This is a genomic window from Streptosporangium sp. DT93 (assembly GCF_049844535.1).
GTDB lineage: Bacteria > Actinomycetota > Actinomycetes > Streptosporangiales > Streptosporangiaceae > Streptosporangium.
In genome coordinates this window covers 244,319-256,654 of the sequence record NZ_JBNCLF010000008.1, presented here as the reverse complement: position 1 = coordinate 256,654, position 12,336 = coordinate 244,319, and the positions used below count along the sequence as shown (strand labels likewise).

The window sequence follows — 12,336 nt, the reverse complement described above, 5'->3', positions numbered from 1 at the left end:
AGCGCATCACGGTGGCACCCGCCGCGCCCACCCCCCCCCCGGTCGCCGGATCCTCCCGCCCCCGCCCCCCCCGGGCGGTGGCCGGCCCGCAGGCCGGCCACCGCCCGGGGCATGTCCCCCCATCCCCTACCCGAACGGACGGACAGCGCATGAGCGCGGCCACCACCGGCCCGTCCACCGCCACGGAGCCCTCCCCCCTGCGGGGCTGGCTCGCCGTGCTCGCGGTGACGCTGGGCATCTTCTCGTTGATGACCTCCGAACTGCTCCCCGTGGGCCTGCTCAGCCCGGTCGGAGGTGACCTGGAGGTGTCCGCGGGCACCGCCGGGCTCATGGTGACGGTGCCCGGCCTGGTCGCCGCGGTCTCGGCGCCGCTGATCACCGTGGCCACGGGCCGGGTGGACCGCCGGCTCGTCCTGGTGCTGCTCGTCGGATTGGTCGCGGCGGCGAACCTGGCCTCGGCGTTCGCCACCTCCTTCACCCTGGTCCTGGTGGCCCGCTTCCTCGTCGGCGTCAGCGTGGGCGGATTCTGGTCGATCGCGGGCGGCATCGCGCTGCGGCTCGTCCCGGAACGGCATGTCCCCCGGGCCATGGCCCTGATCTTCGGCGGCGTCGAGACCGCCTCGGTCCTGGGGGTTCCGGCCGGTACGTTCATCGGTGACCTCAGCGGCTGGCGCGTCGCGTTCGCGGCGGTCGGTGCCCTGGGCCTGCTCGCCCTGACCGGTCTGGTCCTCCTGATGCCCGCTCTCCCGCCGGTGCGCGTCATCACGCTCGCCGACCCGCCGAGGCTGTTCCGGGCCAACGCCGCCCTGCGCGCGGGCCTCGCGCTCACGTTCCTGGTGATCACCGGCCATTTCATCGCCTACACCTTCGTACGCCCCCTGCTGCAGGGCCGTGGCGTCGAGGACGCCCTGGTCAGCCCGCTGCTGATGGTCTTCGGCGTGGCCGGGATCTGCGGCAACTTCGTCGCCGGGGCCTTCGTCGCCCGGCACCTGCGGCGGACCGTCACGGCCGTCGCCGTGGCCCTGACCGTGGCCATGGCGCTGCTGGCGCTGGTCCCCTCCGGCCCGGTCGTGTCGGCCTGCCTGCTGGCCGTGTGGGGCATGGGCTACGGCGCCGTCCCGGTGACCCTCCAGACCTGGATCACCCGGGCGGCTCCCGTGGCCACGGAGGCCGCCTCCTCGCTGTACGTGTCCGCCTTCAACCTGTCCATCGCCCTGGGCGCCCTGTTCGGCGGCCTGGCGGTGGACTTCCTGGCCCTGACGAGCGTCCTGTGGATCGGGTGCGGGCTCGCCCTGCTCACCCTGCTTCCCGCCAGGCGGCCCGCGGGGCCCAACGGCTGACGTGCCGGTCCCGGGGATCTCCCGGAGATCCTCGGAGAACCTCAGGGCCCTTCAGGGACCCTCAGGGATCGATGTCCGCGGCCGCGCGCTCGGCGAAGATCCGCATCGCCTTGGTCGTGACCGGCCCGGGGGCCGCGGGCAGCACGGTCCCGTCGACCGAGCGGATCGGCTGCACGTCCCGGGTGGTGGAGGTCAGGAACGCCTCCTCGGCCTCGTACAGGGCCGAGAGCGGGAGGTCCTCCTCCACCGCCCCGCACCACTCCAGCGCGAGCGAGCGGGTGACCCCGGCCAGGCAGCCCGAGGCGAGCGTGGGGGTGACCGGACGGCCTCCGCGTACGACGAAGACGTTGCTGCCGGTCCCCTCGCAGAGGTCGCCCACGGTGTTCCGGAAGATCGCCTCGCCGCCGCCCCTGGCCTTGGCGTGGAAGAGCGCCTTGGCGTTCTCGCCGTAGGAGGTGCTCTTCACCCCGGCGAGCGCGCCGCGCTCGTTGCGCGGCCAGGGCACCACGACGACGTCGGAGACGGGCGGGAACGGCTTCTGCTCGTCCACGATCACCGCGGTCGTGCACCCCTGGTCGCCCCGGTCGGAGCCGAGCGGCCCCGGACCGCTGGTGTAGGTGACGCGGACGCGGCCGAGCCGCCAGGGCGGGGCCTCGGCCAGGCAGGCGCGGATGCCCCCGGCGATCGCGTCGAGGTCCGGGTCGGGCAGGTCCATCCGCCGCGCCGAGAGCGTGAGCCGCTCCAGGTGGCGGGTGAGCGCGAACGGGGCGCCGTTCACGCACTTGATCGTTTCGAACACCCCGTCCCCGACCATCAGGCCGTGATCGAAGACAGAGACGAGGGCCCGGTCCGGAGCGAGAAGCGCTCCATTGAGCCATACGGGTACGTTCATGCGACTCCCCCTGAGCCTGATGTCGATGCGAGCGCGATGAGCCGGGATGCCTTCAGCTCGGTCTCGTCCCACTCCTGCCGCGGGTCGCTCCCCCAGGTTATGCCCGCGCCCGTGCCGAAGCGGATCTCACCGTCCGACAGCCAGAACGTACGGATCGCCACGGCCAGCGACGCGCGCCCCCGATCGGCGTCGACCCAGCCCACGGTTCCACAGTAGGGCCCGCGGGGGGTGGGTTCGAGCCGGTCGATGATACGCAGCGCCGAGGATTTGGGGGCCCCGGTCACCGAGCCCGGCGGGAAGGTCGCGGCGAACAGCTCGGGCCAGCCGTATTCCCGCGCGAGCCGTGCCCGGACCGTGGAGACCAGGTGCACCAGGCCGGGGTGCTCCTCGATCTCGCACAGGGCGGGCACGCTCACCGAGCCGACCTCGGCGACCCTGCCCAGGTCGTTGCGGACCAGGTCGACGATCATCACGTTCTCGGCGTGGTCCTTCTCCCGCAGGCCGGACGGGGTGGCCGCGGTCCCCTTGATCGGCCTGGACTCGACCACGTCGCCGTCCCTGGACAGGTACAGCTCCGGCGAGGCCGAGACCACGCTCACCCCCGGCAGGCTCACGGTCGCGGCGTAGGGCGCGGGGTTGCCCCGCGCCAGTCTCAGGGCCAGCGCCGGCAGGTCCGCCTCCCGCCCGGCGGGCAGGGACGCGCTCAGCACCCGGCACAGGTTGGCCTGGTAGACCTCGCCCCGCTCGATCAGGGAGCGGATCTCGCGGACCCGGTCCTCGTAGCCGGCCCGGTCCAGGGAGCTGCGCCACGCCGAGGGGTGCGGCCCGCGCCAGGGGCGGCGCGGCGCGGGGGGCGGGGCGGGGCGGACGCGGTCGAACCGGGCGCAGGTCGTCTTGCCCTCGTAGTCGACCACGACGGCCCACCAGCCCTCGCCGTCCAGGGCGCCCAGGTCGGTGGTGACGTCGCGCAGGCCGGTGGCCAGGAGGCCCCTGGCCGGGTGGCCGGTGACGTGCGCGAAGGAGTCATGCACCGCCCCATTGTCCCGCCTGCCCGGACAAAAGCCTCACCAGGGTGCGGGCGGCGGGCAGGGGCGCGGGCGGCAGGGCGGCGTAGACGGTCCGGCGGGGGGCGAGGTCGCCGAGGGAGCGGAGCACCAGGTCGAAGGGCACGGCCTGCGCGGCGATGGCGGGCACGAGCGTGATGCCGAGGCCGGCCGCGACGAACCCGAACTTGCCCGTCCACTCGCCGATCCTGACCGAGGCGCGGGGGGTGAACCCGGCGCGGGCGCAGGCGGCGGCCAGGGCCGTGGCCCGCCCCGGCGGGGGCGCCTCGATCCAGGTCTCCTCCCGCAGCTCGCGCAGGTCGACGATCTCCTGCCCCGCCAGCCGGTGGTCGCGGGGCAGCGCGACGAGCAGCTCGTCACAGGCCAGCTCGATCATCTCCGCCCCCTCCTCGTCGGGCAGCTCGGCCGGGTAGTCGCTGACCACCGCGACGTCCAGGCCGCCCTCGCGCATGCGGCGCAGCAGGCTGCGGCTGGGGCCCTCGACGGGGACCAGTTCGACGTCGGGGAAGTCCTCGCGGAACGCGCGCAGGGCACCGGGCACGAGCGCGACGTTGGCGGTGGCGAACGCGCCCACCCGCAGCCGCCCCCGATAACCCCCGTGGATGCCGGCCAGCTCCTCCTCGGCCCTGGTCAGCCGGTTCAGGACCACCCGGGCGTGGTGGTGGAGCGCCTCACCGGCGGGGGTCAGCCGCACCCCGCGCGGCAGCCGCTCGAACAGCGGGCCCCCGGCGCGCTGTTCGAGGACGGCGATACGCCGGGAGACCGCCGACTGGGTGTAGTCGAGGGCGGCCGCGGCGGCGGTGAACGACCCGGTGCGGGCCACGGTGTCCAGCAGGCGCAGCCCTTCGACGTCGAACACATTCCCTCCACGCATGGCTCACATGCAATCTAGTCGCTGGTGGAATGCCTTGGCGGTGCCTAGCGTGGCAGGCATGATTTCCTTTCTTGGTCTGGGGCGCATGGGCGCCCCGATGGCCCGGCGGCTCGTGGAGGCCGGGTGCGAGGTGACGACGTGGAACCGCACCCCCCGCGCGGTCGAGGGGGCCGTCTCTGCGGCGTCGCCCGCCGAGGCCGTCGCGGGCGCGGAGGTGGTCGTCACGATGCTGAGCCACCCGGCGGCGGTGCGGAGGGTGCTGGCGGACGCGGCGCCGGGGCTGCGGGCCGGGACGGTGGTCGCGGAGATGTCAACGATCGGGCCCGAGGCGGTGGCCGGGCTGCGCGACCTGCTTCCCCCGGGGGTGGGGCTGGTCGACGCGCCGGTCCTGGGCGGCGTGGAAGCGGCGGCCGGGGGCCCGCTGGCCGTGCTGGCGGGCGGCCTGCCCGAGGACCTGGCCCGCTGCCGGAAGGTGCTGGGGGTGTTCGGCCGGGTGCTGGAGCTCGGCGGGCCCGGGGCCGGGGCGGCGATGAAGGTGGCGGTGATGGGCGCGCTGGTGCCCGCCCAGGTGCTGCTCGCCGAGACCCTGGCGTACGCGCGGGCGACCGGCGTGGACACCGCGGCCCTGCTGGGCGTGCTGGGTGCCACGCCGCTGGGGCCGCTCGCCGAGCAGATCCGCCCGGCCGTCGAGAACGGCCCGTACGAGACGCGCTACGCCCTGGAGCTGGCGGCCAAGGACGTGGCGCTGGCCTCGCACGGGACACAGACGATCGCCGCGGCCGCCGGGGCGAGGCTGGCGGGCGCGGTGGCGGCCGGGCTGGGCGGCGCGGACCTGACGTCGATCTTCGCCCACATCGCCCCGTCCGGTCCCGCGGGGGCGGGCCGGACGGGCCGGGCCGCGCGGGGCGGGGTGCGCAGGCTGAACCCGGCCTCGGTGCCCGCCACCAACGGTTACTACTCCCACGCGACCAGGAGCGGGGACCTGCTGTTCGTCTCCGGGCAGGTGGCGGTGGACGAGGACGGGAACGTGGTCGCCGAGGGGGACATGGCACGCCAGTCCGCGTACGTGATGGACCTGGTCGCGCGCGTCCTGGCCGATCAGGGCTGCACGTTCGACGACGTGACCCACATCCGGACCTTCCTCACCGACATGTCGCGGATACCGGAGTACGCCGCCGCGCGCGTGCGCCACATCACCGGCGAGCCGCCTGCCAGCACGACCGTGGAGGTGTCCCGGCTGTTCCGGCCCGGCCTGGTCGTCGAGGTGGAGGTGGTCGCCGCCGTCCCGGCGGGCCGCTGACCGCGAGGCGGCGGCGCCACTCGCGTGACGCCCCGGCGGCCCGGCCGTACGGGCCACAGAGCCAAGCCGTGCGGCAGGGGGTCCGGTGGCGGCCCGGCCTCACGACTCGGCGGCCCCGCCGTACGGGCCGGAGGTCGGCCGGGTCAGGCCAGGGGGCCGGTGACGGTCTCGGCGGCGGCGACGAGCGCGTCGCCCGCGGCGAGCTGGACCGCCGCCTCGATCTCCGGGGCGAGGAACCGGTCCGGTCCGGGACCCGCGACGGCCTGGCGCAGGGCCTCCACCACGGCGCCGGTCGCCGGGGCGGGCCGGAGCGGGCCGCGCAGGTCCAGGGCGCGTGCGGCGGTGAGGATCTCCACCGCGAGCACCCGGGTCAGGCCGTCCACCGAGCGGCGCAGCTTGCGCGCGGCCGACCAGCCCATGGAGACGTGGTCCTCCTGCATGGCGGAGCTGGGGATGGAGTCGACGCTCGCGGGCACGGCCAGGCGCTTGAGCTCGGAGACCACCGCGGCCTGGGTGTACTGGGCGATCATGTGGCCGGAGTCGACACCCGGGTCGTCGGCGAGGAAGGCGGGCAGGCCGTGGTTGCGGGCCACGTCCAGCATGCGGTCGGTGCGGCGCTCGGAGATGCTCGCCAGGTCGGCGGCCGCGATGGCCAGGAAGTCGAGCACGTAGCCGACGGGGGCGCCGTGGAAGTTGCCGTTGGACTCCACCCGGCCGTCGGGCAGGACCACCGGGTTGTCGATCGCCGAGGCCAGCTCCCGCCCGGCGACCGCGGCGGCGTGCGCCAGGGTGTCGCGGGCGGCCCCGGCGACCTGCGGGGCGCACCTGAGGGAGTACGCGTCCTGGACGCGGGTGCAGGTGCCGTCCCGGTGCGACTCCATGATCTGCGAGCCCGCCAGCAGGGCCCTGAGGTTGGCGGCGCTGGCCGCCTGCCCGGGGTGCGGGCGCAGCCCCTGCAGGTCGGCGGCGAAGACGCGGTCGGTGCCGAGCAGGGCCTCCACGCTCATGGCCGCGCCGATGTCGGCGGTCTTGAACAGGCGGGTGAGGTCGTCCATGGCCAGGATGAGCATGCCGAGCATGCCGTCGGTGCCGTTGATGAGCGCGAGCCCCTCCTTGGCGGCCAGCTCGACGGGCTCGATGCCCGCCCGCTTGAGCGCCTCGGCGGCGTCGGCGCGCTCCCCGGCGGCGTCCCGCACCACCCCCTCCCCCATGATCGTGAGGGCCACGTGGGAGAGCGGCGCGAGATCGCCGGAGCAGCCGAGGCTGCCGTACTCGTGCACGACCGGGGTGATGCGCGCGTTCAGCAGGTCCTGGAGCACCCTGGCCGTCTTGGGGCGTACACCGGTGTGCCCGGTGGCCAGGGTGTGCAGGCGCAGCAGCATCATCGCCCGGGTGACCTCGGCCTCCACCTCCGGGCCCGATCCCGCGGCGTGCGAGCGGACCAGGGAGCGCTGCAGCCTGGCGCGGAGCGAGGGGTCGATGTGCCGGGTGGCCAGGGCGCCGAACCCGGTCGAGACGCCGTAGGCGGGGACGGGGCTCTCGGCCAGCTCGTCCACCCGGGTGCGGGCCGCGGCCATGGCCGCCACGGCGTCGTCGGTGAGGCGCACCGGGAGGCCGTGGCGGGCGACCCCGACGACCTCCTCGAAGCTCAGCGGATCGGGTCCGATGTTCACGACGTCGTTGTCGCGGTTGCCGCTCATGCTGTCTGCTCTCTCGCGTAGGTGAAGCGATGGTAACCGGTGAAAGCGGTCTCCGCTCCTTACATCTCACGATAGCGACCTATTCGGTTTGGGGAGTCGCCGGGTATTCGCTAGAGTTCTCATCGTGAGTCCGGGCCCGGCCCGGAGACACGCGGAAGTGGCTCAGTGGTAGAGCATCACCTTGCCAAGGTGAGGGTCGCGGGTTCGAATCCCGTCTTCCGCTCGGAAAGGGGCTCCGGCCCCCCACTCGGTGGAGTGGCCGAGAGGCGAGGCAACGGCCTGCAAAGCCGTCTACACGGGTTCAAATCCCGTCTCCACCTCTGGTTTCGACGAGGACGATTAGCTCAGCGGGAGAGCGCTTCCCTGACACGGAAGAGGTCACAGGTTCAATCCCTGTATCGTCCACCAGCGTCCATGACGATCATGGACTGAGCAGGTCGAGCGGCCGCCGGCATCCCCAGGGATGCCGGCGGTCTTTCCGTTTTCCGGCCGGGCGAGCGAGCGGACAGGCGAGCGGGCGGGCGGGCGGGCGGATTCAGTCGGTGCGGCCGTCCGCCGTCGCGGCGTCGACCCGCACGTCCCGCAGCAGGACCGCGACCAGGACCGCCGCCAGCGCCAGGACGACGGCCCCCAGGACGGCGGCCGTCCGAAGGCCGCCGGTGAAGGCCGACCGCGCGACGTCGAGCAGCAGGGCCGCCGCCTCCCGGTCCGGCAGCCGCCCCGCCACCGCCACCGCGCCGCCCAGGGTCTCGCCCGCCACCAGGGCGTCCTCGGCGGACAGCCCGGCGTGACCGCCCGCCGCGGCGAACTCCCCGGTGTAGACGGCCAGCCCCATGCTGCCCAGGACGGCGACGCCGAGCGCGCCGCCCAGCTCGGTGGCGGCCTCCATCACCGCGGAGGCCGAGCCGGCCCGCTCCGGCGGGGCGAGCGCGACGATCACGTCGGAGGCGACCGCCTGCACGGCCCCGATCCCGGACCCCAGCAGGAGCAGCCCGGCGATGAGGACCCACCGGCCGGAGGAGACGTCGAGCCCGCTCATCACCGCGAAACCGCAGGCCGCGAGGGACATGCCGCCCCCCATGACGTACCCGGGACGCACCCGTTGCGCGATCACGGCGGCCAGTGCCGAACCGGCGAGGGCGCTCCCGGCGGCTGGCAGGGTGAGCAGTCCCGCGACGAGCGGGCGCAACCCGAGCACCAGCTGCAGGTACTGCGCGACGAAGTAGAACAGCCCCACCAGGGCGAAGACCGCGAGCGTGCTCGTGACCAGGGACACCCCGAAACCCCGGTCGGAGAACAGGCGCGGGTCCAGCATCGGGTGGGCCCGCCTCCGCTGCCGGCGCAGGAACACGGCACCGGCGAGGACGCCCGAGGCGACGGCGAGCAGCGCCGGGGGGCCGGCGCCGCCGGAGGCGAACTGCTTGACGCCGTAGACCACGGGCAGCACGGCGGCCAGCGAGAGCACGGCGCCGGCGACGTCGAACGGCCCCGGGCGGGGGTCGCGGTACTCGGGCAGCAGGAACGGCCCCAGGACCAGCAGCAGGATCATCACCGGCACGTTGATCATGAACACCGACCCCCACCAGAACCGCTCCAGCAGCCAGCCTCCGGCGATCGGCCCCAGCACGCTCCCCCCGGCGAAACCGGCGGCCCAGACGGCGACGGCCATCCTGCGCTGCCGCGGATCGCGGAACATGGTGCGGATCAGCGCGAGGGTGGGCGGCATCAGGGTCGCCGCCGCCGCGCCCTGCAGCGCGCGGGCCGCGATCAGCGGGTCGGCGCCGGGGGCGTAGGCGGCGAGGACCGAGGTGACGCCGAACGCGGCCGCGCCGATCAGCAGCAGCTTCCGGCGGCCGATCCTGTCCGCCAGCGCGCCCATGGGGATCAGCAGGCCCGCCAGCAGGAAGGCGTAGACGTCCACGATCCACAGCAGCCGGGGACCGCTCGGCGCGAGGTCCGCGCTCAGGAGGGGCAGCGCGAGGTACAGCACGGTCACGGTCACCGAGACGAGCAGGACGGGCAGGACGAGGACCGCGAGCCCGAGCCACTCCCTCCGCCCCGCCACGGCTGCGTCCTGTCTCACGGTCACGACTCCTTGAGTACGATGTACGTGCAATTCGCGCATACATCGTACGCACAGTTTCCGGCGGGCGGCAATGACGGGGATCCGGCTCGTTTTTCCTCACTCGAAGAGCTCAAAGAGTGGAAAAAAATGATACCTCTCGTCGTCGGCTTCGGTGGTCGTGAATCGTCACATTGCCATCGTTCATTACGTCACGGAGGAGCCGTGCTAGAGTTTCGTCACACACCAGGGACGCCCAGGGACCGGACGAGGACCACATGCTGACGTGCGCGCAGTGCGGCAAGCCGTTGCAGGCTCCCGCCCGGGGACGACGACCGCGGTACTGCTCACGGTCCTGTCAGGCCCGGGCGTATCGGACCCGTACCGCGGAGCGGGCCGGGACGCCCGTCCCCCGGGCCGATCCTCCCGCCGTACGGGACGGGAACGGGTCCGCCGGTGAGCACGGCGCGCCGCGGCGCGACCGGGGGGAGACGGCGGAGCGCCACGAGCCACCGGCCGGCCTGAGCACCGACCGGATCGTGCGCGCCGCGATCGGGATCGCCGACGACGAGGGACTGGACGCGCTGTCGATGCGGCGCGTGGCGGCCGAACTGGGCGCCGGCACGATGTCGCTGTACCGCTACGTGCCGGGCAAGGACGCGCTCGTCGAGCTGATGGTCGACGCCGTGTTCGGCGAGAGCCCCCACCCCGCCACCCCAGCGGGCGACTGGCGTGCCCGGCTGGAGGCCGCGGCCAGGAGGGAGTGGGCGATGTACTCCCGGCATCCGTGGACGCTGCGGGTCATCGCCACGCCCCGGCCTCCGATCGGGCCGAACGTGATGGCCGACGTGGAGTGGGCGATGAGCGCCGTGGACGGGCACGGCCTGGAGCCGACGACGATGCACTGGATCGCGATGACGGTCAGCGCCCAGGTCCAGGGAGCGGCGCTGCTGCTGGTGAACGAGATCGAGGCCGAACGGCGCACCGGCGTCACCAGCGGGCAGTGGCGCGCCTCGAGGACGCCGGCGCTCCTGGAGATCCTCGGGTCCGGGCGGTTCCCGATGCTGTCCGGGCTCCACGCGGAGCAGGGCGACGCGATGGACATCGGCGCGTGGTTCGAGTTCGGCCTGCGCCGCCTTCTCGACGGTCTCGCCGTTCTGATCGACGGGGCGGGCGGGGGGCCGGTACGCGACACCGGTTCCGCTCCGGTACGCGCCACCGGGACGACGGTACGCGACACCGGAGCGGCGGTGCGCGACAGAGGAGCGGAATCGGTGCGCGATCCGGCGACGCAGGCGCGCGGGTAGGGGCGCCGACGGCGAACGGCGGATCACCGCCCTGTCGTCCGACGGCGGAATCCGTTTCGACGCGGCGCGTCCCGGAGAATGTGTCCCCGCGTCACGGCCGCCGCGAAATTGATTCCTTTCACGAAAAGGCACGTCACCGCGAATCCGGCCGGCGCGGACCGATCGGGCGGGAACGCGACCGGTCAGGGCCGGCCGGTGCCCGGACCGCCGGTTCCCCCTCATCCTCCCCCCCTGTTTCCCGGCGTGCCACGCGTTTTTCCAAAGGCAGGGGTTCTCACACCGGACCCCACGTCCTACAGTCGGAAGCGCGGACCGGGAATGGTCCGACGATGAAACGCGGCGGAAAAAGGGGCGGGTGATATGCCGCGATTCGGGTGGTCACGCATTTCCGAGGAGTGTCCTGCCCGCGACGCCCGCGAACCCGGACCGGATCTCCCGTCAGCGATCACATCGAGGTACATCTCCGTTGAGAATTCTCGTCACCGGGGGCGCCGGATTCATCGGCTCCCACTACGCGCGTACCCTTCTTGGCACGAACGGCCCGGAAAGCCTCACCGTACTGGACAAACTTACATATGCCGGAAATCTAGTTAATCTTGCCCCGATTTGGGACGACGACCGTTTCTCCTTTGTCCAGGGGGACATCTGCGACCCCGCGCTCGTCGGCCACCTCGTCGCCGGGCACGACCAGGTGGTGCACTTCGCCGCCGAGTCCCATGTCGACCGGTCGATCCTCGGTGCCGCCGAGTTCGTACGGACCAACGTGGTGGGCACCCAGACGCTGCTGGACGCGGCGCTGCGCGAGGGGGTCACGTTCGTGCACGTCTCCACCGACGAGGTCTACGGGTCGATCGCCGAGGGATCCTGGCCGGAGACCGACCCGCTGTGCCCCAACTCCCCCTACGCCGCCTCCAAGGCGGCCTCCGACCTGCTGGCGCTCTCCTACCACCGCACCCACGACCTGGACGTGCGGGTGACGCGCTGCTCCAACAACTACGGGCCCCACCACTTCCCGGAGAAGGTCATCCCGCTGTTCATCACCAACCTGCTCGACGGGCTGAAGGTCCCGCTGTACGGCGACGGCCTCAACGTGCGCGACTGGCTGCACGTCGACGACCACGTCAGGGGCATCGAGCTGGTCCGCACGGCGGGCCGCCCCGGTGAGGTCTACAACATCGGCGGCGGCACCGAACTGAGCAACAGGGAGCTCACCGACCTGCTGCTGGCGGCACTGGGCGCGGACGAGAGCAGCATCGCCTACGTGGAGGACCGCAAGGGCCACGACCGGCGCTACTCGGTCGACTGGAGCAAGATCGAGAGAGAGCTCGGCTACCGCCCGGCGAAGGATTTCACCACCGGCCTGTCCGAGACCGTGGCCTGGTACCGCGACAACCGCGCCTGGTGGGAACCGCTCAAGGCGAGCCCCCGGACCGGCTGACCCCACACGCCGCGACCTTCCCCCTCTCGTCCCGGTCCCCGATCTCCGGTTCCCGTCCTGTCCCGGTCCCCGGCCCCCTCCCCCATTCCCGTCCCCGGTCCCCGTGCTGTTCCGGTCTCCGTCCTCGGTTCCCGTCCTGTCCCGGTCCCCGTCCTCGGTTCCCGTCCTGTCCCGGTCCCCGGTCCGGTCTCCGGTCTCCGGTCTCCGGTCTCCGGTCTCCGGTCTCCGGTCTCCGAGGGATCGTCCTGCTTCCGTCGCCGGTCTTCGCGGTCACCGGAGGAACCGGTGAAGAGCGAGGCGCGTAGCATCGGCGTTCTGCGCTACTCATTCGGATCCCCTCACGGACCCAGGGACACAAG

9 protein-coding genes and 3 tRNA genes are annotated in these 12,336 nt (G+C 73.3%); 7 read left to right on the top strand and 5 right to left on the bottom strand.

The genetic code is table 11. From position 1 onward, the window contains the following. The first annotated feature begins 149 nt into the window (after positions 1 to 149). Positions 150 to 1,340 carry an MFS transporter gene (locus ACLQ2R_RS19865; protein WP_425961503.1) on the top strand — a complete coding sequence of 397 codons (1,191 nt, stop codon included), beginning with the start codon at positions 150 to 152 and terminating at the stop codon, positions 1,338 to 1,340. 61 nt (positions 1,341 to 1,401) lie between these two features. Here ACLQ2R_RS19865 and ACLQ2R_RS19860 read toward each other — a convergent pair whose 3' ends face one another. The 3 genes from ACLQ2R_RS19860 to ACLQ2R_RS19850 are packed head-to-tail and all read right to left on the bottom strand — an operon-like array spanning position 1,402 to position 4,155. Beyond that, positions 1,402 to 2,232 carry an aminotransferase class IV gene (locus ACLQ2R_RS19860; protein WP_425961501.1) on the bottom strand — a complete coding sequence of 277 codons (831 nt, stop codon included), beginning with the start codon at positions 2,230 to 2,232 and terminating at the stop codon, positions 1,402 to 1,404. Beyond that, positions 2,229 to 3,263 carry a chorismate-binding protein gene (locus tag ACLQ2R_RS19855; protein WP_425961500.1) on the bottom strand — a complete coding sequence of 345 codons (1,035 nt, stop codon included), beginning with the start codon at positions 3,261 to 3,263 and terminating at the stop codon, positions 2,229 to 2,231. Before ACLQ2R_RS19855 ends, ACLQ2R_RS19860 begins: the two co-directional genes overlap by 4 nt. Next, positions 3,256 to 4,155, bottom strand: coding sequence for a LysR family transcriptional regulator (locus ACLQ2R_RS19850; RefSeq protein WP_425961498.1), 900 nt, complete (start codon positions 4,153 to 4,155; stop codon positions 3,256 to 3,258). Before ACLQ2R_RS19850 ends, ACLQ2R_RS19855 begins: the two co-directional genes overlap by 8 nt. A 73-nt stretch (positions 4,156 to 4,228) precedes the next feature. Between ACLQ2R_RS19850 and ACLQ2R_RS19845 the strand changes: the two genes are divergently transcribed. Further along, positions 4,229 to 5,470, top strand: coding sequence for an NAD(P)-binding domain-containing protein (locus ACLQ2R_RS19845; protein WP_425961496.1), 1,242 nt, complete (start codon positions 4,229 to 4,231; stop codon positions 5,468 to 5,470). A 143-nt stretch (positions 5,471 to 5,613) separates the two neighbouring features. Here the strand turns inward: ACLQ2R_RS19845 and hutH are convergent, their stop codons facing one another. Beyond that, positions 5,614 to 7,170, bottom strand: a complete 1,557-nt coding sequence (gene hutH / locus ACLQ2R_RS19840; protein ID WP_425961494.1) for a histidine ammonia-lyase — start codon at positions 7,168 to 7,170, stop codon at positions 5,614 to 5,616. A 151-nt stretch (positions 7,171 to 7,321) separates the two neighbouring features. On the opposite strand from hutH, the gene ACLQ2R_RS19835 reads away from it, so the two are divergent. From ACLQ2R_RS19835 to ACLQ2R_RS19825, 3 genes are all read left to right on the top strand, one after another. Beyond that, positions 7,322 to 7,393, top strand: a tRNA-Gly gene (locus tag ACLQ2R_RS19835). Between the two features lie 26 nt (positions 7,394 to 7,419). Then, a tRNA-Cys gene (locus tag ACLQ2R_RS19830) sits at positions 7,420 to 7,490 on the top strand. A gap of 13 nt (positions 7,491 to 7,503) precedes the next feature. Then, positions 7,504 to 7,578 (top strand) — tRNA-Val (locus ACLQ2R_RS19825). Positions 7,579 to 7,705: 127 nt separating this feature from the next. On the opposite strand, the gene ACLQ2R_RS19820 is transcribed toward ACLQ2R_RS19825, so the two are convergent. Then, complete coding sequence (locus ACLQ2R_RS19820) at positions 7,706 to 9,295, bottom strand: MFS transporter (protein WP_425961492.1); 1,590 nt, start codon at positions 9,293 to 9,295, stop codon at positions 7,706 to 7,708. Between the two features lie 476 nt (positions 9,296 to 9,771). Here ACLQ2R_RS19820 and ACLQ2R_RS19815 point away from each other — a divergent pair, with 476 nt between their 5' ends. Then, entirely contained in the window at positions 9,772 to 10,539 is a 768-nt protein-coding gene (locus ACLQ2R_RS19815; protein WP_425961491.1) for a TetR/AcrR family transcriptional regulator, read from the top strand. Positions 10,540 to 11,005: 466 nt separating this feature from the next. Further along, positions 11,006 to 11,977, top strand: a complete 972-nt coding sequence (gene rfbB / locus ACLQ2R_RS19810; RefSeq protein ID WP_425961490.1) for a dTDP-glucose 4,6-dehydratase — start codon at positions 11,006 to 11,008, stop codon at positions 11,975 to 11,977. Positions 11,978 to 12,336: the final 359 nt, after the last annotated feature.

What these genes read in the sequence shown, in the direction of transcription:
- ACLQ2R_RS19865 (WP_425961503.1), top strand. Translation starts at nt 150, where the DNA reads ATGAGCGCGGCCACCACCGGCCCGTCCACCGCCACGGAGCCCTCCCCC.
- ACLQ2R_RS19860 (WP_425961501.1), bottom strand. Translation starts at nt 2,232, where the DNA reads ATGAACGTACCCGTATGGCTCAATGGAGCGCTTCTCGCTCCGGACCGG.
- ACLQ2R_RS19845 (WP_425961496.1), top strand. Translation starts at nt 4,229, where the DNA reads ATGATTTCCTTTCTTGGTCTGGGGCGCATGGGCGCCCCGATGGCCCGG.
- hutH (WP_425961494.1), bottom strand. Translation starts at nt 7,170, where the DNA reads ATGAGCGGCAACCGCGACAACGACGTCGTGAACATCGGACCCGATCCG.
- ACLQ2R_RS19820 (WP_425961492.1), bottom strand. Translation starts at nt 9,295, where the DNA reads ATGCGCGAATTGCACGTACATCGTACTCAAGGAGTCGTGACCGTGAGA.